This is a genomic window from Streptomyces sp. NPDC001135, assembly GCF_053598395.1.
In genome coordinates this window covers 3,074-21,660 of sequence record NZ_JBSFKD010000048.1, presented here as the reverse complement: position 1 = coordinate 21,660, position 18,587 = coordinate 3,074, and the positions used below count along the sequence as shown (strand labels likewise).

The following is an 18,587-nucleotide window of genomic DNA, read 5'->3' as shown; positions in this document are numbered from 1 at the left end:
CAACTGCCGGGGCCGGACGGCTCAGGCCCGCTGGTCGACGTACTCGAAGACCGACCCGTCCGGGTGCACCGCCAGCAGATTCCGGCCCACCGGCGTCGCCACCGGCCCCGCGACGATCCGGGCACCGAGGTCGGTCAGCAGCCGGTGCGCCTCGTCCACGTCCTTGACCGCGATGGTCGCCGCCACCCGGCGCAGGATCTCCAGCTCCGCCTCCGGGCCGCTCATCAGGAGAAACGAGCCGATCGCGGCGACCTGGACCCCGCCGCGCTCGAAACGCAGGGCTCTGCCGCCCGCCAGCCGCTCGTAGAAGGGGATCGCGGTCTCGAGGTCGTCGACGCAGATGCGCAGCGAGGCGCCCAGAATCTCCATGCGTCCGAGCGTAGTTGGGGCGGCCCGGGCCGTGCAGGGCGCCCGCGTTACCGGCCGTGTCCGCCGGGTACCCGCAGGGTATGGACCCTTCGGATCACCTGGAGCACCTGGACCGGCACCTTGTCGAGGAGCTGGCACAGGTGGCACGCGAGACGGTACGCGACGAGCTGCGCGAGCAGAGCCGCAAGCAGCGCCGTACCGCCCTGCTCTACGCCGCGTCCGGCGCCGCCGCCCTGTACGCGGGCGCCGCCGTGGCCCTGGCCGTCGGCCTCGCCCTGGCGATGGGGCTGCCCGGCTGGGCCGCCGCCCTGATCACGGCGGCGATCCTGGGCGCGGCGGCCTACGCGCTGCGGGGGGCCGCCGCCCACCCGAAGCACGGCCATCCGTCCCCGCCGGGCCGTGTCGTCGGCGGCACCGCCCCGGGCGCCCCACCGAGCGGCCTGGGCACGCCGTACCCGCCGATGCCGGCGGAGCCCCCGGACACGGGCCACCACAGGGCCTGAGGCCACCGGGCCCCAGGTCGGGAGGCCACCCGGGCCCGAGGCCCGGGTGGAGGACACCCCCGTGAAGACATCCCCGTCCGGCCTCATCCGGCGAGCCGGGGCAGCACCTTCGTCCGGTAGAAGTCGAAGAACCCCTTCTGATCCGGCCCGATCTGGTTCACGTACACCCGGTCGAACCCGGCGTCGGCGAACGCCCTCAGCGTGGACACGTGCTGCTCGACGTCGTCCCCGCACACCACCTTCTCGCGGACCATGTCCGCGGTGACCAGTTCGCGCAGCTGCTCGAAGTGCCGCGGCGACGGCAGGACCTGCCCCATCTCGCCGGGCAGCAGCTCGTTGTACCAGAGCGAGTGCACCGTACGGACGCACTGCTCGCGATCGGTGCCGTAGCACACCTTCGTGCCGCCGCTGACCGGCTTCGCCCCGCCCCCGCCCTTGCGGAACCGCGTGACCATCTCATCCTGGGGCGCCATCGTGATGTAGCCGTCGCCCACTCGTGCGGCCAGCGACGTCGCCTTGGGACCGAAGCCGGAGATGTCGATGGGGACGGGCTCGTCGGGCACCGTGTAGAGGCGCGCGTTCTCCACGGTGTAGTGCGGGCCGTGGTGGTTGACCTCCTCGCCGCTGAACAGCCGGCGCATCACCTGGATCGCCTCCTCCAGCATCTCCAGGCGGACGTGCAGCGGGGGCCAGCGGTCGCCGAGGATGTGCTCGTTGAGTGCCTCACCCGTGCCGACGCCGAGCCGGAAACGTCCCTCGGTCATCACCGCGCTCGTCGCCGCGGCCTGCGCCGTCACCGCCGGATGCATCCGCACGGTCGGACAGGTCACCGCCGTCTCGATCGGCAGCGACACCGCCTCCGACAGGGCACCGATGACCGACCACACGAACGCGCTCTGTCCCTGCGCGTCGTTCCACGGGTGGAAGTGGTCGGAGATCCACAGCGCCCGGAAGCCGGCCTGCTCGGCCATCCGGGCCTGCTCGACGAGCACGGCGGGGTCGTGCTCCTCGCTCGCGAGGAAATAGCCGTACTCGGGCATGGAACGCACCTCCGTGTCGGCCGGTCCCGGTGTGATCCGGCCCGGGCCCGGGTAACCGGGGGCCCCGCCGCGAAACGCGGGGCGGTGCCGCGTTCGGGTGCCGTGACCGGCGGACGGGTGACCCGCCCGGCGTTTGGGTGCCCCGGCCCCGGTTACGCGGAAAGCCTCGGACGAGCCACACCGCCGGAGGCGCACCGTGAGCCGACCTCACGTCGTGATCGTCGGCGCCGGTTTCGCCGGGTACCGGGCTGCCCGCACCCTGGCCCGCGTGACCCGCGACCGGGCCGACATCACGCTGCTGAACCCGACCGACTACTTCCTGTACCTGCCGCTGCTGCCCCAGGTCGCCGCCGGCATCCTGGAGGCCCGCAGGGTCACCGTGTCGCTGCCGGGCACCCTGCACGGGGTGCGGCTGGTCCTCGGCGAGGCGGACGGCGTCGACCTGGACGGGCGCACCGTGCACTACACCGGCCCCGAGGGCGGCACCGGCACCCTCGGATACGACCGGCTGGTGCTCAGCGTCGGCAGCGTCAACAAGCTGCTGCCGATCCCGGGGGTCGCCGAGCACGCGCACGGGTTCCGCGGGTTGCCGGAGGCGCTGTACCTGCGCGACCACGTGACGCGGCAGGTCGAGCTCGCCGCCGCGGAGGAGGACGCCCGGGTCTGTGCCGCACGGTGCACGTTCGTGGTGGTCGGGGCCGGCTACACCGGAACCGAGGTCGCCGCCCACATGCAGTTGCTCACCGACCGGCTGGCGCGCCGCAGCCCTCTGCCCGGCGGGATCCGGCCCCGCTGGCTGCTGCTGGACGTGGCGGAGCGTGTGCTGCCGGAGATGGCGGCGCGGCTGTCCCGCACCGCCGACCGGGTGCTGCGGGCGCGGGGTGTGGACGTACGGATGGGTACGTCGGTGAAGGAGGCCACCCATGACGGGGTGCTGCTCACCGACGGGGAGTTCGTGCCGACCCGGACTCTGGTGTGGTGCGTGGGGGTACGCCCGGATCCGCTGGTGGAGTCCGTCGGAGAGCCGCTGGAGCGGGGCCGGCTGATCGTCGACCCGCATCTGCGGGTACCGGGCCGGCCCGAGGTGTCCGGCTGCGGGGACGCGGCCGCCGTACCCGATCTGGAGCGCCCTGGGTCGTTCACGCCGATGACCGCCCAGCACGCGTGGCGGCAGGGCCGGGTGGCGGGGGAGAACGTGGCCGCCTCGCTCGGCCTCGGCCGGCGCCGGCGGCCCTACCGCCACCGTGACCTGGGTTTCGCGGTCGACCTCGGCGGGGCCCGGGCCGCCGCCAACCCGTTCGGCATCCCGCTGTCCGGCCCGGCGGCCGGCGCGGTCACCCGCGGATACCACCTGGCCGCGCTGCCCGGCAACCGTGTCCGGGTGGCCGCCGACTGGCTGCTGGACGCCGTGCTGCCGCGCCAGGGCGTCCAGTTGGGCCTCGTACGCTCCTGGTCGGTCCCCCTGGACACGGCCACCCCGGAACTGGCACGCGTCCCGGGCGGCCCCGGCGGACCGGTCCGGGCGGGCGAGCAGGGACGCGCGGGCGGATCGGAACCCGGGGAAGAGCCGGAGCGTACGGGCGGGCCGGGGCAGGGGGAGGAGCAGGTACGGCCGGCAGGGCCGCAACGGCCGGATGCCCGGGAGCGCGCCCGCGGCCCTGCACCGGCGGACGCCCCGACGGCCGCCGAGCACGGTGACCATCCCGCCCCTGGCCCGGTCCGGCGTACCGACGTCCCGGACCACCCCGCTCCCGGGCCGGTGAGGCGTACGGATCCGCCGGATCATCCCGCCCCTGGCCCCGTCAGGCGTGCGGATCCGCCGGATCATCCCGCCCCTGGCCCGGTCCGGCGTACGGACCGGCCGGATCATCCTGCTCCCGGGCCGGTGAGGCGTACGGATCCGCCGGATCATCCCGCCCCTGGCCCCGTCAGGCGTGCGGATCCGCCGGATCATCCCGCCCCTGGCCCCGTCAGGCGTGCGGATCCGCCGGATCATGCTGCCCCTGGCCCGGTGAGGCGTGCGGACCGGCCGGATCATCCTGCCCCTGGCCCGGTCCGGCGTACCGACGTCCCGGACCACCCCGCTCCCGGGCCCGTGAAGCGGGCCGGCCCTTCGGGCTCCGCTGGTCGGTGACCTGGCGGTCGGGATCGCCGGTCGGCGTTCTCCGGGCCGTGCCGCCCCTCGGACCCCACTCGACTCTGTGCAAGGAGACTCATGAACACCGCCGAACTCGTCGAACTGGGACAGCAGTTGCGCGTGGACAGCGTGCGGGCGTCCGCCGCCGCGGGATCCGGGCACCCCACCTCCTCGATGTCCGCCGCCGACCTGATGGCCGTCCTCCTCGCGAACCATCTGCGCTACGACTTCGAACGCCCCGACCACCCCGCCAACGACCGTTTCGTGCTGTCCAAGGGACACGCCTCTCCGCTGCTGTACGCCGCGTACAAGGCGGCCGGTGCCATCGAGGACGGCGAGCTGCTCACCTTCCGCCGGATCGGCAGCCGGCTCGAAGGGCATCCGACACCCCGGCGGCTGCCCTGGGTGGAGACGGCCACCGGATCCCTCGGCCAGGGCCTGCCGGTCGGCGTCGGCATCGCCCTCGCCGGCAAGCGCCTGGAGCGCACCGGCTACCGGGTGTGGGTGCTGTGCGGCGACAGCGAGCTGGCGGAGGGCTCGGTGTGGGAGGCCGCCGAACACGCCGGACACGAACACCTGGACAACCTGATCACGATCGTGGACGTCAACCGGCTCGGCCAGCGCGGCCCCACCCGGCACGGCCACGACCTGGACGCCTACGCCCGCCGCTTCCAGGCCTTCGGCTGGCACACCGTCGAGATCGACGGCCACGACGTCGACAAGATCGACCGGGCCTACGGTGAGGCGCTGTCCACGGCCGGGCAGCCCGTCGTGATCCTCGCCCGCACCCTCAAGGGCAAGGGCGTCGCCGCCGTCGAGGACCTGGAGGGCCACCACGGCAAACCGCTGCCGGACGCCGAGGAGGCCATCGCCGAACTGGGCGGACCGCGCGAGCTGCACGTCCGGGTCAGCGAGCCGCCGGCCGCCGCCGCGCTGCGCGACCTGACCACCGAGGTGCTCCAGCTCCCGCGCTACGACGAAGGGGACGAGGTGGCGACCCGGGACGCCTTCGGCGCGGCCCTCGCCGCGCTCGGCACCGCCCGCGGCGACGTCGTCGCCCTGGACGGCGAGGTCGGCGACTCCACCCGCACCGAGGAGTTCGCCAAGGCCCACCCCGAGCGGTTCTTCGAGTGCTACATCGCCGAGCAGCAGCTGGTCGCCGCGGCCGTCGGCATGGCCACGCGGGGCCTGCTGCCCTACGCCTCCACGTTCGCCGCGTTCCTCACCCGCGCCCACGACTTCGTGCGGATGGCGTCCATCAGCGGCACCGGCATCAACCTGGTCGGCTCGCACGCCGGCGTCGCGATCGGGCAGGACGGGCCCTCGCAGATGGGCCTGGAGGACCTGGCGATGTTCCGTGCCGTCCACGGCTCGACCGTGCTGTACCCGTGCGACGCCAACCAGACCGCCCGGCTGGTCGCGGCCATGGCCGGCCTCGACGGCATCCGCTATCTGCGCACCTCGCGCGGCAGGACACCGGTGATCTACGGCCCCGACGAGGAGTTCCCGGTGGGCGGCAGCAAGACGCTCGTCACCAGCGAGGAGGACCGGCTGACGGTCGTCGCGGCCGGGGTCACCGTGCCGGAGGCGCTGGCCGCGGCCGACCGGCTCGCCGAGGACGGCATCCGGGTACGGGTGATCGACCTGTACTCGGTCAAGCCCGTCGACGTGGACACCGTGCGCCGGGCCGCCGAGGAGACCGGCTGTCTGCTCACCGTGGAGGACCACCATGCCGAGGGCGGCCTCGGCGACGCCGTCGCGGAGGCCTTCGGGGACGGCCGGCCCGTGCCCCGGCTGGTCCGGCTCGCGGTGCGGACCATGCCCGGCTCGGCGGCCCCCGACGAGCAGCTGCACGCGGCCGGGATCGACGCCGTGGGCATCGCGGCGGCCGCCAAGCTGCTGGTGGAGGAGGCGGTCGTGCGATGAGCGACGCCGACGCGCGGACCGTGCGGGCGGGCCGCCGTTCGGTGGTGATCCAGCGGCCCGGGAAGGTCCTCCTCCCCGGCCGCGGGGGCGCGAAGGAGTACACTCAAGGGCGACCTCGCCGACTACTACCGGTCCGTCGCGCCCTCCATGCTGCCGCATCTGCGGGGCCGTCCGCTGATGCTGGAGCGGTATCCGGACGGGGTCGACGGGCAGCGGTTCATGCAGAAGAACACCCCGGACCACTATCCGGACTGGATCCGGCGGGCCGAGGTCGCCAAGGAGGGCGGCACGGTCACGCACGTCGTCTGCGACGACACCGCCACCCTGCTCTACCTCGCCGACCAGGCCTGTCTCACCCTGCACCGCTGGCTCTCGCGCACCGACCGGGCCGCCGGCGCCGACCACCCCGACCGGCTGGTCTTCGACCTCGATCCCCCCGGCGACGACTTCGCCCGGGTCCGTGCGGCGGCCGGATGGCTGCGGGAGCTGCTGGAGGAGCTGGGGCTGGCCGCCGCGCCCATGACCACCGGCTCGCGCGGACTCCACCTCGTCGTCCCCCTCAACGGCCGCCACGACTTCGACGAGGTGCGCGGATTCGCCCGTGACGTGGCCGATCTGGCCGCCTCCCGGCATCCGGACCTGCTCACCACCGCCGCCCGCAAGCAGGACCGCGGCGACCGTCTCTACCTCGACGTGCAGCGCAACGCCTACGCGCAGACCGCCGTCGCCCCCTACTCCGTCCGGGCCCGCCCCGGCGCCCCCGTCGCCGTGCCCCTCGCCTGGGAGCAGCTGGACGACCCCGGGCTCGACGCCCGCCACTGGACGATCGCCGACGCCCTCGACCAGGCCCGCTCCGACCCGTGGGCCGGCCTGCCGAACCGCGGGCGCGGCCTGGGCCCGGCCCGGCGGCGTCTCGCGGACATCCGCTCCTGAGGTTTGGCCATGGGATGACGGGCCACCCGCAGGGGGAGGTGGCCATGTCGAACACAAAAGACACATCCCAGTCGCAGGGTTCACGGGAAACCCGGAACTCACAGGAGTCACGCAACGACGCGCGGAGCAAGGCGGACGAGCGACGGCCGGCCCCCATGGAGGTGCTGCGCCAGGCCCGGGCCCAGCTCGCCGAGCTCACCGGGCTCGCCCCTGAGTCGGTGACCTCCTTCGAGCAGACCGAGGACGGATGGGTGCTCGAGATGGAGGTCCTCGAACTCGCGAGGGTTCCGGACACGATGAGCCTGATGGCGAGCTACCAGGTCGATCTCGACGGCGACGGGCAGCTCACCGGCTACCGGCGCGTGCGCCGATACGAACGCGGGCGGTCCGACGCGCGCCGGCCCGGCGGCCGGTAGACCGCTCGCCCGCCCCGTCCGCGCAGCCACCGTGGCACCGACTACTCAGGAGGAGGAACGGCCGTATGACCGTTGTCCCGGCACAGCAGACCGGAGGCGGAGGCGGCAGCAGCGGCCTCTACGACGTACTGGAACTGGTCCTCGACAGGGGACTGGTGATCGACGCCTTCGTGCGGGTCTCCCTGGTCGGCATCGAGATCCTGAAGATCGACGTCCGGGTCGTGGTGGCCAGCGTCGACACCTACCTGCGGTTCGCCGAGGCGTGCAACCGTCTCGACCTGGAGGCCGGCCCCCGCAAGAGCCCCGGGCTGCCCGAGATCGTCGGCGAGGTCACCGAGTCCGGTGCCCGCGGCAAGTCCAAGGGCGCCCTTTCCGGAGCTGCGGAGACCATCTCCGACGCCTTCAAGCAGGCCCGGGAGGAGAGCGGCGAGGCCCGGCCCCGCCCCCGTAAGTCCACGGCCCGCCGGAAGGAGGAGCAGGAGTGAGCACCTACGTCTACGGGATCACCGCCCGCTCGCACCCCGCCCTCCCCGAGGGCATGACCGGCGTGGGCGAGCCGCCCCTGCCGGTGCGGGTCCTCACGGCGGGCGAGCTGGCCGCCGTGGTCAGCGACGCTCCCGAGGGGCTGCGGCCCAAGCGCCGTGACCTGCTCGCGCACCAGAACGTGCTCGCCGAGACCGGCGCGGCCGGCTGTGTGCTGCCGATGCGGTTCGGGAACCTGGCCCCCGACGACGACACCGTCGTCCAGGTACTCACCGAGCGCGCGGACCACTACCTGGAGCGGCTGAAAGCACTGGACGGCAAGGTCGAGTACAACGTCAAGGGCAACCACGTCGAAGAGGCCGTCCTGCACCAGGTGATGGCCGAGAACGCGGAGATCCGCGGTCTCGCCGAGGCCAACCGGAAGTCGGGCGGCGGAAGCTACGACGACAAGCTGCGCCTCGGCGAGATGGTCGCGGGCGCCGTCAAGGCCAAGGAGGCCGAGGACGCCGCCGGGGTGCAGGCCCAGCTGGAGCCGGCCGCCGCCGCGGTCAGCGCCGGCCCGCAGTCCACCGGCTGGCTGCTCAACGTCTCGTTCCTGGTGGCCCGGGACGCGGTCGAGGACTTCCTCGCCGCCGCCGAGCGGGTCCGCGCCGGCCACCCCCATCTCGAGCTGCGCATCAACGGCCCCCTGCCGCCGTACAGCTTCGTCGATCCCGGCCCCGCCCAGCCGGCGGCCGACACCGCGGGCGCGAACACCCAGGCGTAGGCCACGGGCGGGCCCGGACGGAAGGAGGAGTCCATGGGACTGATCGGTGAGGTGCTACTGCTGCCGTTCGCACCGGTGCGCGGCGGCGCGTGGGTGATCGGCCAGGTACTCCGCGAGGCGGAACGGATCTACTACGACCCCGCCACTGTACGGGCCGAACTCGCCCGCCTCGAAGAGCAGCTGGAGGCGGGTGAGATCACCGAGGAGGAGTTCGACCGGCGCGAGGACGAGCTGCTGGACCGGCTGGAGATCGCCCTGCGCTCCGGCGACACCACAGGCGACGGGACGTGAAGATGAACCGCATGGCACTGGGCCTCGCCGTAGGGGCCGGGTACTTCCTGGGACGGACGAAGAAACTGAAGATGGCCCTCGCGGTCGGATCTCTGGTGGCCGGGAAGAAGCTGAACCTCAGTCCGAAGATGCTCGCGGACGTGGTGGGCCAGCAGCTGAAGAACAACCCGCAGTTCAAGGAGATCGGGGACCAGCTGCGCCAGGACCTGCGAGGTGTCGGCAAGGCCGCGTCCGGGGCCATGGTCGAGCGGCAGATGAACGCGCTCGCCGACCGGCTGCACGGCCGTACCTCCCAGGTGCGCGACGAACTGTCGGGCGTGGTGCCCGGTCCCGAGGGCTCCGATGACGAGGACGTCGAGGAGGAGCCGCAGGACGAGGCCGACGGCGACGGCGGGCACGAGGACCGGCGGGAGGAGGAGCCTCGCAGGAAGGCGGCCAAGAAGGCGCCCGCCAAGAAGGCGGCGCACAAGGCTCCCGGCAAGACGGCCCCGGCGAAGAAGACCGCGGCCAAGAAGACAACCGCGGCCGGTAAGACGGCCGCCAAGAAGACGGCCGCCGCCGGCGGTGCCGCTCGCGGTACCGCCTCCCGGCAGCCGAAGGACGGCGATGACCGATGACCGAGGCCCTCGGATCCGCCACCTCCGCGGCCGGCAAGGCCACGGACGAGGCCAAGGACAATCCGCTGACCAGCCTCGCCCACAGCGAGGCAGCCGACCGGCTGAAGGCGGAGGCCCAGGAGTTCCTGGCCGCGCAGGCCACGAAGATGCTCACCGGCCTCGGCCGCAAGCTGGGCGAGACCACGGGCAAGCTCAATGACATAGCCGAGGGCAACAGCCCTGGCTTCGCCAAGCTCGCGCTCGACGGTGGCCGCAAGCTCGCCGAGGGCAAGGGGCCGTTGCGCTCCGCGCTGGAACTGGGCGGCTCCCGCGTCAAGGACAAGGTGATGAACGCGGTCAGAGGCCTCGGGGGCGGCAAGGGCAAGAAGGGCGGCGCGGGCAAGAAGCCCACCGTCATCATGGAGTTCATCGACGTCGGCGTACCGCTGCGGACCGCCTACGACCAGTGGACCCAGTACAAGGACTTCAGCAGCTTCGCCAAGGGCGTCAAGAGCGCGAACCGCGCCGACGACACCCACTCCGACTGGCAGGCGAAGATCTTCTGGTCCAGCCGCAGCTGGAAGGCGCAGACCACCGAGCAGATACCCGACTACCGCATCCAGTGGACGTCGGAAGGGGCCAAGGGCACCACCAAGGGCGTTGTCTCCTTCCACCGGCTGGAGGAGAACCTCACCCGCGTCCTGCTGGTCATCGAGTACTACCCGACCGGCCTGTTCGAGAAGACCGGCAACATCTGGCGCGCCCAGGGCCGCCGGGTCAGGCTGGATCTGAAGCACTTCGCCCGCTTCATCACCATCAAGGGCGAGGCGGAGGACGCCTGGCGTGGCGAGATCCGCGACGGCGAGGTGGTCCGCAGCCACGAGGACGCGGTGGCCGAAGAGGAGGAGGCCGAGAAGGCCCGGGCCGAGGAAGAGGGGGAGGAAGGGGAAGAGGGGGAGCCCGAGGAATACGAGGACGAGGAGGAGGAAGAAGGCGGGGGAGAGGAGGAGCCTGGGGAGTACGAGGACGAGGCGGAGGAGCCCTACGAGGAGGAACCCGCGGAAGAGGGCGCGGAAGAGGGTGAGGAAGAAGACGAGGACGAGTACCCGGACGAGGATGAGGACGAGGAAGAAGGCGAGGAAGCAGAGGAGCCCGAGTACGCCGGGCGCGGGAGCCGTCGATGACGACGCCCAGCCGGTTCCCCGAGCCGTACGGCCACAGCAGCGGAGCCAACCTCGCCGACATCCTCGAGCGTGTGCTCGACAAGGGCGTGGTGATCGCGGGTGACATCCGGATCAACCTGCTCGACATCGAACTGCTGACCGTCAAGCTGCGGCTCATCGTCGCCTCGGTCGACAAGGCCAAGGAGATGGGCATCGACTGGTGGGAGAGCGACCCGGCCCTCTCCTCCCGGGCCCGCCGGGACGAGCTGACCCGGGAGAACGCCGAGCTGAGAGAACGGCTGGCCCGGCTGGAGGAGCTGGAGCCGGGCCACGTCCCGAAGGAGGCCCCATGACCGGACTGCGCTACGTGTACGCCGTCTGCCGCCCCTTCGGGACGCCCCTGCAGTCCCAGCTCACGGGCGTCGCGGGCGCCCCGCCGGGGCTGCTGCACCACCACGGGCTGGTCGCGGTCGTCAGTCAGGTCCCGGAGGCCGACTTCGGCGAGGAGGCGCTCAAGGCCCACCTGGAGGACCTGGACTGGCTGGCCGCGACCGCCCGCGCGCACCAGGGCGTGATCGACGCGCTCACCACCGTCACCACGCCGCTGCCGCTCCGGCTCGGGACCGTCTTCCGCGACTGCAGCGGGGTGCGCTCGATGATCGAGGCCCGCGAGGACGACTTCCGGCGCATCCTCGACCGGCTGGAGGGCCGCGTCGAGTGGGGCGTGAAGGTGTACCTGGAGCCCGAGGCCCCCGAGCCCGCCGGGGCCGCCGGGCCCGGGTCCGGCGCCGCCGCGAAGCCGAGCAGCGGCCGGGACTATCTGCGCCGGCGGCGCGAGAGCACCCACGCCCAGGAGGAGCAGTGGCAGCGCGCCGAGGCGTTCGCCCGGTCCCTGCACGAGCGGCTGTGCCGGTACGCCGAGGATTCCCGGCTGCACCCCCCGCAGAATTCCGCGCTTTCCGCGGCGCCCGGTCGTAATGTCCTCAACGCGGCCTATCTCGTACCGCGCATGCATTCCGAGGAATTCGTGGAACTGGTCGACCGCACAAAGGACGAGGCACCCGGAATCCGGGTCGAACTCACCGGCCCCTGGGCCGCCTATTCGTTCACGGGGGAGGCGGAGTCGTGACCGTCGTGGAACGGCGCGAGATCGCACTCGTCGACCTGCTCGACAGGCTGCTGGCCGGCGGAGTCGTCATCACCGGCGACATCACCCTGAGGATCGCGGACGTCGACCTGGTCCGCATCGACCTGAACGCCCTGATCAGCTCGGTGAACGAGTCGGTCCCCTCACCGTTCGAGCTGGTCCTTCCCCCGTCCGAGGAGGTCATGTGACCCCGCGCAACCGGCTCGACCTGGAACCCGACACCGTCGAGCGGGACTTGGTGAAACTGGTGCTCACCGTCGTGGAGCTCCTGCGCCAGCTCATGGAGCGGCAGGCCGTGCGCCGCTTCGACACCGGTGGTCTGACCGAGGAGCAGGAGGAGCGCATCGGGCTCACCCTGATGCTCCTGGAGGAGCGGATGGCCGAGCTGTGCGAGCGCTACGGACTGCGGCCCGAGGACCTGAATCTGGACCTCGGGCCGCTCGGGCCGCTGCTTCCGCGCGACTGATCTCACGTCACCACCGGTACCACCGGCCCCTGCCGCCGCCGGCGGCCGTGCCGCGGGCCACGAAACCCAGCAGCCATATGACCAGCACCGCCAGGGCAATCCACCAGAGAATCTTCACCGCGAATCCGGCCCCGAAAAGAACCAGCGCCAGAAGCAGTACCAGCAGGATGGGAACCATAATATGACCTCCTGCATTCCGGGTTTCCCGAATTCGGTGAATCAGGCTTCCTTACGGCATAGAATCTCCCCGTGCAGGACCGCGAACCAGCCGTCCTCCCGTCCGCCCCAGGCGCGCCAGGCCTCGGACACGGCCCGCAGCTGTTCCCCGGTCGCGTGACCCCCCTGGGTGGCCCGGTCCGCGTAGGCGGAGGCCAGGGTGCGGTCCGCCCACAATCCGCTCCACCAGGCCCGCTCCTCGGGTGTGGCGAACGTCCAGGTGCTGGAGGTGGCCGTGATGTCCCGCATCCCGGCGGCCAGCGCCCACCCCTTCAGCCGGCGCCCGGCGTCGGGTTCGCCGCCGTTGGCGCGGGCCACCCGCTCGTACAGGTCCAGCCAGTCCGCCAGGCCCGGCACCGCCGGATGCCAGGTCATCGCCGCGTAGTCCGCGTCGCGCACGGCGATGAACCCGCCCGGCCTCGTCACCCGGTGCATCTCGCGCAGCGCCTGCACCGGGTCGCCGACGTGCTGGAGCACCTGGTGGGCGTGGACCACGCAGAAGGTGTCGTCCGGGTAGTCCAGGGCGTGCACGTCGGCGACCGCGAAGTCCACGTTGGCCAGGCCGCGCGCGGCGGCGGTGGCCCGGGCCCGCTCCAGGATGCCCGGGGCGTGGTCGACGCCGGTGACATGGCCGTCGGGAACCCGTTCCGCCAGGCCGGCGGTGATGGTCCCGGGTCCGCAGCCGACGTCCAGGATCCTCATGTGGGGCTTCAGGGAGCCGAGCAGATAGGCCGCGGAGTTCTCGGCGGTCCGCCAGGTGTGCGACCGCAGCACCGACTCGTGGTGCCCGTGCGTGTAGACGGCGCTCTCCTGTGCTTTCGGCATGACGGTTCCCCTTCACCCTCGTCGCCGCTGTCGCGGCGGGCCGGTACACGCCACCGTACGCGCGTCCACCGAATAGTGAGATGCGCGTTTCACCATATGGACTGGGTGTGTCGGGTGCGGGCCGGTCCTGACGGGATGTGTCGGCATGTCAAAGGCCGCTCCGCAGCGGGCGGTAGACCGTCAGGGCCTCCGGCAGCTTCTCCAGGGTGAGCTCGCCCGACACCGCCGTCACCTCGCCGTCGTACGCCAACGGGGTCCCGGGTGCGATGCCGGTGAGCCGGAGCCGGTTCATCTGCACCGCGGCATGCGCGGGGGACCGGGTCAGCGGGCCCGCCGCGGCTGCGGCCAGCAGCCGCAGCGCCGGCCGGCGGCCGCCGTGCACCACCCGCACGTCCAGCAGCCCGTCCGCGAGATCGGTACGCCGGCCGGGCCCGAGCCCCATCCGGTGGTAGACGCCGTTGCCGACGAACAGCAGCCACAGCGGCCGCCGTTCACCGCCCACCTCCAGCTCCAGCGGATGCCGGTCCGCGCGCAGCACCCGCAGCGCGCCCAGCACCCCGGCCGGCCAGCCGCCGATCCGGTGCGACCAGAGCGCCCGCTCGCGCACCAGCTCCGGGTAGACGCCCAGGCTCAGTGTGTTCAGGAACAGGCCCTCGCCGTCGCCGCTCCGGTACCGGGCCGCGTCCACCCGCACCGCCTCGCCGTGCCGGACCGCACGGGCCAGATCGCGTTCGTCCTCCACCCCGAGGTCGTAGGCGAAGTGGTTGAGGGTGCCGCCGGGCAGCACCGCGAGCGGCAGACCGTGCCGCAGGGCGATACCGGCGGCCGTGTTCACCGTCCCGTCGCCGCCGCACACGCCCAGCACCCGGGCGCGGGCCGCCGCCTTCGCCAGCGCGTCCCCGATCTCCTGCGGCGCACACTCGACGATCTCCGCCCTCGGCAGCGCGCCCTGCAGCGCGCGGACCCGGTCGGCGGTGCCCGAGGAACGGTTGGCGACCATCACCAGACCGTCGCCCTCCGGCAGCGCGGGCGCCTCGGCACGCCGCCGGGCCGGCCCCCGCACCTGGGAGCGGGTCGGCACCAGCCGCCGTACCAGGAAGGCCGCGCCCGCGCCGAGCGCCGCCCCGGCCAGTACGTCGCTCGGGAAGTGCACACCCGTGTACACCCGGGAGGCCGCCACCGAGAACGCCACCGGCGCCACCGCCGCACCCCACGCCGGGGACTCCAGCGCGACCCCGGTCGCGAAGGCGGCGGCCGACGCGGAGTGCCCGGACGGGAAGGACGTCGTGATCGGCTGCCGCTTCAGCTGCCGCACCAGCGGTACCGCGTCCAGTACCGGCCGTGCCCGGCGCACGGAACGCTTGCCGATCGTGTTGATGGCCAGCGAGGCCACACTGAGCGAGGCCAGGCCCCGCACGGCCGCCCGGCGGGCCCTCGGGGTGCGGCTCGCGGCCACCGCGGCGGCCGTCGCGAACCACAGCACCCCGTGGTTCGCGCTGCGGCTGAGACGGGGCAGCACCCGCTCGGCGCCGGGCCAGTGCCAGGCGGCGGCCGCCTCGAACAGCCGGCCGTCCAGATCCAGCAGCCGGCACAGGGGGCTGTGGCCGGTGGTACGGACAGTCAGGTCCAGGTCTGGGCTCATGGGGTGCGGTTACCCTGAAGTGCCCGGTTCTTGTTCCCGCCCGCGCCGGGGCCAGCCCGCGGCGCTAGGAGTTCCCCCGCATGCGCCTGCTCCTCGTCCGCCACGGTGAGACCCCGTCCAACGTGGATCAGCTGCTGGACACGGCCGTGCCCGGTCCGGGGCTCACCCCCCTCGGCGAGGCGCAGGCCGCCGCACTGCCCGAGGCGCTCGCCGACGAGGACATCGAGGCCGTCTACGCCTCCCCGCTGCTGCGCAGCAGGCTCACCGCCGCCCCGCTGGCCGCCGCGTCCGGCCTCGAGGTGCGCGTGCGCGACGGCATCCGCGAGGTGTCCGCCGGCGACCTGGAGGCACTGTCGGGCGAATCCGCCGAGGGCCGGGGGTACATGCGCACGGTGTTCGCCTGGGCGGCCGGCGACACCGCGCTGCGCATCCCCGGCGGGGAGAGCGGCGAGGAGGCCCTCGCCCGGTACGACGCCGTGATCGCCGAGGCCGCCGCGAGCGGTGCCCGTACCGTCGCCATGGTCAGTCACGGCGCCGCGATCCGCCTGTGGACCGCCGCCCGCGCCGCCAACGTCGACGTCCCCTTCGCCGCCGCCCGCCCCCTGAAGAACACCGGCGTGATCATCCTCGAGGGCTCCCCGTCCGGCACCTGGAACGCGGTGTCCTGGGAGGGCGCCACGGTGGAACCGGCGGGCGAGGCCGGCCCGGCGGGAGAACGGGTGGAGTCAGCGGGGTAGGCCCGGACCGGCGGCGGGAGTCCGCCGTGCGCTGGACTCGGCTCGGCGGGTTCGCGCTGGATACGGCCGGGGCGGAGCGTGCCTGCCGTGCCGCTGCCGGAGCCGGTGGAGTTCTTCGGCGAGCAGCGGGAGGAGGGGCGTACAGGCAGGCCTCTCCACTTTCCACCTGGAGCTCTCCAGCGAGGCGTGCGACCGGACGGACGCCGCCGTGCCGGTCGCGGGCGGCATCGCCGCCCTGGACGGCCTGCGGGCAGTCGCCGCGCCGGCCCCGCACGGTGTCGACGGCGCCCTCATCGGCCGCGCCCTGCACTCCGGTGCCGTCACCCTCTCCCCGGCACGGGCCCGCACGGCCCCCGGCACGCGGCAGCGGCACCGCCTCGTCGAGCGGGAGGAGCAGACCGCGCGCTGCACACGGGGGATGGATCGCCGAGCACGGAGAGGCCCTCCGGCGCGGACTCGGAACACCGGCTCCGGCCGGCGGGCGGTGCCGGTCACCGGTGTCCGCCGGCCGATATCCGTTTGCCGATATCCCGGCCGCCCCGGAGAATGCCTGGCCATGGGACATCTGGAAGCCGCGCACCTCGAGTACCAGCTCCCCGACGGGAGGACCCTGCTCGGGGACGTGTCCTTCCGGGTCGGCGAAGGCGCCGCCGTCGCGCTCGTCGGACCGAACGGCGCCGGCAAGACCACCCTGCTCCGGCTGATCTCCGGCGAGCTGAAGCCGCACGGCGGCACGGTCACCGTCAGCGGCGGCCTCGGTGTGATGCGCCAGTTCGTGGGCTCCGTCCGCGACGAGACGACCGTACGCGACCTCCTCGTCTCCGTCGCCCCGCCCCGTATCCGCCAGGCGGCGAAGGCCGTCGACGACGCCGAGCACGCCCTCGTGACCGCCGACGACGAAGCCGCCCAGCTGGCGTACGCGCAGGCCCTCGCCGACTGGGCCGAGGCCCGCGGCTACGAGGCCGAGACCCTGTGGGACATGTGCACCACCGCCGCCCTCGGCGTGCCGTACGAGAAGGCGCAGTGGCGCCTGGTGCGCACCCTGTCCGGCGGCGAGCAGAAACGCCTCGTGCTGGAGGCGCTGCTGCGCGGCACCGACGAGGTGCTGCTGCTGGACGAGCCGGACAACTACCTCGACGTACCCGGCAAGCGGTGGCTGGAGGAGCAGCTCAAGGAGACCCGCAAGACGGTCCTGTTCGTCTCCCACGACCGGGAACTGCTCGCCCGCGCCGCCGAGAAGATCGTCTCCGTGGAACCGGGCCCGGCCGGCGCCGACGCCTGGGTGCACGGCGGGGGCTTCGCCACCTACCACGAGGCCCGCCGCGAGCGCTTCGCCCGCTTCGAGGAGCTGCGCCGCCGCTGGGACGAGAAACACGCCCAGCTGAAGAAGCTGGTCGTGAACCTGCGGCAGGCCGCCGCCGTCAGCCACGAGATGGCCTCCCGGTACGCGGCCGCCCAGACCCGTCTGCGCAAGTTCGAGGAGGCCGGCCCGCCGCCGGAGCCGCCGCGCGAGCAGGACATCACCATGCGCCTGAAGGGCGGCCGTACCGGCGTCAGGGCCGTCACCTGCGAGCGACTCGAACTGACCGGCCTGATGAAACCGTTCGACCTGGAGGTCTTCTACGGCGAACGGGTCGCCGTCCTCGGCTCCAACGGCTCCGGCAAGTCCCACTTCCTGCGCCTGCTGGCCGGCGAGGACGTCACGCACACGGGCGGCTGGAAGCTCGGCGCACGCGTTGTGCCCGGCCACTTCGCGCAGACCCACGCGCACCCCGAACTCCAGGGCCGTACCCTCCTCGACATCCTGTGGAAGGAGCACGCCCAGGACCGCGGGGCCGCCATGTCGAGGCTGCGCCGCTACGAGCTGACCCAGCAGGCGGAGCAGACCTTCGACCGGCTCTCCGGCGGCCAGCAGGCCCGCTTCCAGATCCTGCTGCTGGAACTGGCGGGCGTCACCGCGCTGCTGCTGGACGAGCCGACCGACAACCTCGACCTGGAGTCCGCCGAGGCCCTCCAGGAGGGCCTGGAGGCCTTCGAGGGCACGGTCCTCGCCGTCACCCACGACCGCTGGTTCGCCCGCTCCTTCGACCGCTACCTGGTCTTCGGCAGCGACGGCCGTGTCCGCGAGACGCCGGAACCGGTCTGGGACGAGCGCCGCGTGTCCCGCGTCCGCTAGCGGCAGCCGGCGCCTCTCGCCGAGGGGGCGCGGCGCGGCCGCATGCCGATACGGCCCCGCACCCCTCTGTCCGTCCGTGCCCGGGCCCGGAACGGCACCGCACCGGTCACTTCCAGCGCAGCACTGCCCCAGGCCGCCCGCCGCGATCTCGTCGCCGGTGTCCTCCAGGACCGGGCCACACCTCGCGGTGCGTGTCGGGCGCCTCCGGGCGGATCAGCAGCTCGGCTGCTCCATGTCCTCGTCGTGCCGGGACAGGTCGACGTATGCGGAGGCCCACGACCCCGGATGTTCGTACAGTGGACTCAGGAACGCGAGCTCCATGGATTCCTCCCGGAAACCGCTCGGGGCAGTGCACGCCGGGCGGGTACCCGTAGCCCATGAACGAACACGACGAGCGGGGCCCCACGATGACCGGAGTCGACGCCAGCCGGCTGGACGACCAGCAGCTCATGAAGGAGCTGGAGACGATCCACCGCACGCGCCACGACACTCTGCTGTACGGCTCGAACGACGCGCTGCGGGCCCACAACGAGCGCATGGCGCAGCTGGAGGGCGAGTACCTGCGCCGCAACCCGCGCCGCCTGGTCAGTGCCGGACGCACCCGTGAGGGTGCCCGCGAGCGTGGCTGCGGCGAGACGGCGAGCCCCGGCGTGCCGGGCACCTGAGCGGCACGCACGCGGTGGGGGGGGGGGGGGCGGGGGGGCGGCCCGCGGCCCCCGAGCGCCCGGGGCGGCGGGGGGCCCCGGGGAGACCGG

At 73.2% G+C, this 18,587-nt stretch carries 21 protein-coding genes and 1 pseudogene; 17 read left to right on the top strand and 5 right to left on the bottom strand.

The window, feature by feature from the left end; all coding sequences use genetic code 11:
• Positions 1-21 precede the first annotated feature (21 nt).
• Positions 22-369, bottom strand: a complete 348-nt coding sequence (locus tag ACWC94_RS38400) for a VOC family protein (protein WP_450801932.1) — start codon at positions 367-369, stop codon at positions 22-24.
• 80 nt (positions 370-449) lie between these two features.
• On the opposite strand from ACWC94_RS38400, the gene ACWC94_RS38395 reads away from it, so the two are divergent.
• Complete coding sequence (locus tag ACWC94_RS38395; protein ID WP_450801931.1) at positions 450-872, top strand: phage holin family protein; 423 nt, start codon at positions 450-452, stop codon at positions 870-872.
• 83 nt (positions 873-955) lie between these two features.
• Here the strand turns inward: ACWC94_RS38395 and ACWC94_RS38390 are convergent, their stop codons facing one another.
• On the bottom strand, positions 956-1,912 hold the full coding sequence (locus ACWC94_RS38390; protein WP_450801930.1) for an LLM class F420-dependent oxidoreductase: 957 nt from the start codon (positions 1,910-1,912) through the stop codon (positions 956-958).
• Between the two features lie 196 nt (positions 1,913-2,108).
• On the opposite strand from ACWC94_RS38390, the gene ACWC94_RS38385 reads away from it, so the two are divergent.
• The 13 genes and pseudogenes from ACWC94_RS38385 (at position 2,109) to ACWC94_RS38325 (ending at position 12,236) form a co-directional block, all read left to right on the top strand.
• Complete coding sequence (locus ACWC94_RS38385) at positions 2,109-4,046, top strand: FAD-dependent oxidoreductase (RefSeq protein ID WP_450801929.1); 1,938 nt, start codon at positions 2,109-2,111, stop codon at positions 4,044-4,046.
• 81 nt (positions 4,047-4,127) lie between these two features.
• Positions 4,128-5,975 carry a transketolase gene (locus ACWC94_RS38380; RefSeq protein WP_450801928.1) on the top strand — a complete coding sequence of 616 codons (1,848 nt, stop codon included), beginning with the start codon at positions 4,128-4,130 and terminating at the stop codon, positions 5,973-5,975.
• Positions 5,972-6,908, top strand: a pseudogene (ligD, locus tag ACWC94_RS38375) (non-homologous end-joining DNA ligase). The gene ACWC94_RS38380 and the pseudogene ligD overlap by 4 nt, the downstream one beginning before the upstream one ends.
• 44 nt (positions 6,909-6,952) lie before the next feature.
• A complete protein-coding gene (locus ACWC94_RS38370) occupies positions 6,953-7,324 on the top strand; it encodes a gas vesicle protein GvpO (RefSeq protein ID WP_450801927.1) in 372 nt (123 codons plus the stop codon).
• 65 nt (positions 7,325-7,389) lie between these two features.
• Positions 7,390-7,809 (top strand): gas vesicle structural protein GvpA, encoded by a 420-nt coding sequence (locus ACWC94_RS38365; RefSeq protein WP_450801926.1) that lies wholly within the window; start codon positions 7,390-7,392, stop codon positions 7,807-7,809.
• Complete coding sequence (locus ACWC94_RS38360; RefSeq protein WP_450801925.1) at positions 7,806-8,573, top strand: GvpL/GvpF family gas vesicle protein; 768 nt, start codon at positions 7,806-7,808, stop codon at positions 8,571-8,573. The genes ACWC94_RS38365 and ACWC94_RS38360 overlap by 4 nt, the downstream gene beginning before the upstream one ends.
• 33 nt (positions 8,574-8,606) lie before the next feature.
• On the top strand, positions 8,607-8,864 hold the full coding sequence (locus tag ACWC94_RS38355; protein ID WP_450801924.1) for a gas vesicle protein GvpG: 258 nt from the start codon (positions 8,607-8,609) through the stop codon (positions 8,862-8,864).
• 2 nt (positions 8,865-8,866) lie between these two features.
• Positions 8,867-9,481: a DNA primase gene (locus ACWC94_RS38350; protein ID WP_450801923.1), complete on the top strand. Its 615-nt coding sequence runs from the start codon at positions 8,867-8,869 to the stop codon at positions 9,479-9,481.
• On the top strand, positions 9,478-10,644 hold the full coding sequence (locus tag ACWC94_RS38345; RefSeq protein WP_450801922.1) for an SRPBCC family protein: 1,167 nt from the start codon (positions 9,478-9,480) through the stop codon (positions 10,642-10,644). The genes ACWC94_RS38350 and ACWC94_RS38345 overlap by 4 nt, the downstream gene beginning before the upstream one ends.
• On the top strand, positions 10,641-10,976 hold the full coding sequence (locus ACWC94_RS38340) for a gas vesicle protein (protein ID WP_351244477.1): 336 nt from the start codon (positions 10,641-10,643) through the stop codon (positions 10,974-10,976). Before ACWC94_RS38345 ends, ACWC94_RS38340 begins: the two co-directional genes overlap by 4 nt.
• A complete protein-coding gene (locus ACWC94_RS38335; RefSeq protein ID WP_450801921.1) occupies positions 10,973-11,752 on the top strand; it encodes a GvpL/GvpF family gas vesicle protein in 780 nt (259 codons plus the stop codon). The genes ACWC94_RS38340 and ACWC94_RS38335 overlap by 4 nt, the downstream gene beginning before the upstream one ends.
• Positions 11,749-11,958 (top strand): gas vesicle protein, encoded by a 210-nt coding sequence (locus ACWC94_RS38330; protein ID WP_450801920.1) that lies wholly within the window; start codon positions 11,749-11,751, stop codon positions 11,956-11,958. The genes ACWC94_RS38335 and ACWC94_RS38330 overlap by 4 nt, the downstream gene beginning before the upstream one ends.
• Positions 11,955-12,236, top strand: coding sequence for a gas vesicle protein K (locus ACWC94_RS38325; protein WP_450801919.1), 282 nt, complete (start codon positions 11,955-11,957; stop codon positions 12,234-12,236). The genes ACWC94_RS38330 and ACWC94_RS38325 overlap by 4 nt, the downstream gene beginning before the upstream one ends.
• 7 nt (positions 12,237-12,243) lie before the next feature.
• Here ACWC94_RS38325 and ACWC94_RS38320 read toward each other — a convergent pair whose 3' ends face one another.
• The 3 genes from ACWC94_RS38320 to ACWC94_RS38310 form a co-directional block, all read right to left on the bottom strand.
• Positions 12,244-12,414, bottom strand: a complete 171-nt coding sequence (locus ACWC94_RS38320) for a hydrophobic protein (RefSeq protein ID WP_450801918.1) — start codon at positions 12,412-12,414, stop codon at positions 12,244-12,246.
• A 41-nt stretch (positions 12,415-12,455) separates the two neighbouring features.
• A complete protein-coding gene (locus tag ACWC94_RS38315; protein WP_450801917.1) occupies positions 12,456-13,277 on the bottom strand; it encodes a class I SAM-dependent methyltransferase in 822 nt (273 codons plus the stop codon).
• A 148-nt stretch (positions 13,278-13,425) separates the two neighbouring features.
• Complete coding sequence (locus tag ACWC94_RS38310; RefSeq protein ID WP_450801916.1) at positions 13,426-14,919, bottom strand: phosphatase PAP2 family protein; 1,494 nt, start codon at positions 14,917-14,919, stop codon at positions 13,426-13,428.
• Between the two features lie 80 nt (positions 14,920-14,999).
• Between ACWC94_RS38310 and ACWC94_RS38305 the strand changes: the two genes are divergently transcribed.
• The 3 genes from ACWC94_RS38305 (at position 15,000) to ACWC94_RS38295 (ending at position 18,497) form a co-directional block, all read left to right on the top strand.
• The gene (locus ACWC94_RS38305) at positions 15,000-15,656 is read left to right on the top strand and encodes a histidine phosphatase family protein (protein ID WP_450801915.1); all 657 of its coding nucleotides are present in this window, start codon (positions 15,000-15,002) and stop codon (positions 15,654-15,656) included.
• Positions 15,657-16,212: 556 nt separating this feature from the next.
• Complete coding sequence (locus ACWC94_RS38300; RefSeq protein WP_450801914.1) at positions 16,213-17,832, top strand: ABC-F family ATP-binding cassette domain-containing protein; 1,620 nt, start codon at positions 16,213-16,215, stop codon at positions 17,830-17,832.
• A 377-nt stretch (positions 17,833-18,209) separates the two neighbouring features.
• Positions 18,210-18,497: a DUF6158 family protein gene (locus ACWC94_RS38295; RefSeq protein ID WP_450801913.1), complete on the top strand. Its 288-nt coding sequence runs from the start codon at positions 18,210-18,212 to the stop codon at positions 18,495-18,497.
• Positions 18,498-18,587 lie beyond the last annotated feature (90 nt).

Excerpts from the sequence above, each read along its gene's own strand:
- ACWC94_RS38380 (WP_450801928.1), top strand. The coding sequence starts at position 4,128 with ATGAACACCGCCGAACTCGTCGAACTGGGACAGCAGTTGCGCGTGGAC.
- ACWC94_RS38340 (WP_351244477.1), top strand. The coding sequence starts at position 10,641 with ATGACGACGCCCAGCCGGTTCCCCGAGCCGTACGGCCACAGCAGCGGA.
- ACWC94_RS38400 (WP_450801932.1), bottom strand. The coding sequence starts at position 369 with ATGGAGATTCTGGGCGCCTCGCTGCGCATCTGCGTCGACGACCTCGAG.
- ACWC94_RS38390 (WP_450801930.1), bottom strand. The coding sequence starts at position 1,912 with ATGCCCGAGTACGGCTATTTCCTCGCGAGCGAGGAGCACGACCCCGCC.
- ACWC94_RS38350 (WP_450801923.1), top strand. The coding sequence starts at position 8,867 with ATGAACCGCATGGCACTGGGCCTCGCCGTAGGGGCCGGGTACTTCCTG.
- ACWC94_RS38305 (WP_450801915.1), top strand. The coding sequence starts at position 15,000 with ATGCGCCTGCTCCTCGTCCGCCACGGTGAGACCCCGTCCAACGTGGAT.
- ACWC94_RS38295 (WP_450801913.1), top strand. The coding sequence starts at position 18,210 with ATGAACGAACACGACGAGCGGGGCCCCACGATGACCGGAGTCGACGCC.
- ACWC94_RS38310 (WP_450801916.1), bottom strand. The coding sequence starts at position 14,919 with ATGAGCCCAGACCTGGACCTGACTGTCCGTACCACCGGCCACAGCCCC.
- ACWC94_RS38300 (WP_450801914.1), top strand. The coding sequence starts at position 16,213 with ATGGGACATCTGGAAGCCGCGCACCTCGAGTACCAGCTCCCCGACGGG.
- ACWC94_RS38370 (WP_450801927.1), top strand. The coding sequence starts at position 6,953 with ATGTCGAACACAAAAGACACATCCCAGTCGCAGGGTTCACGGGAAACC.
- ACWC94_RS38320 (WP_450801918.1), bottom strand. The coding sequence starts at position 12,414 with ATGGTTCCCATCCTGCTGGTACTGCTTCTGGCGCTGGTTCTTTTCGGG.
- ACWC94_RS38345 (WP_450801922.1), top strand. The coding sequence starts at position 9,478 with ATGACCGAGGCCCTCGGATCCGCCACCTCCGCGGCCGGCAAGGCCACG.
- ACWC94_RS38365 (WP_450801926.1), top strand. The coding sequence starts at position 7,390 with ATGACCGTTGTCCCGGCACAGCAGACCGGAGGCGGAGGCGGCAGCAGC.
- ACWC94_RS38335 (WP_450801921.1), top strand. The coding sequence starts at position 10,973 with ATGACCGGACTGCGCTACGTGTACGCCGTCTGCCGCCCCTTCGGGACG.
- ACWC94_RS38355 (WP_450801924.1), top strand. The coding sequence starts at position 8,607 with ATGGGACTGATCGGTGAGGTGCTACTGCTGCCGTTCGCACCGGTGCGC.
- ACWC94_RS38395 (WP_450801931.1), top strand. The coding sequence starts at position 450 with ATGGACCCTTCGGATCACCTGGAGCACCTGGACCGGCACCTTGTCGAG.
- ACWC94_RS38315 (WP_450801917.1), bottom strand. The coding sequence starts at position 13,277 with ATGCCGAAAGCACAGGAGAGCGCCGTCTACACGCACGGGCACCACGAG.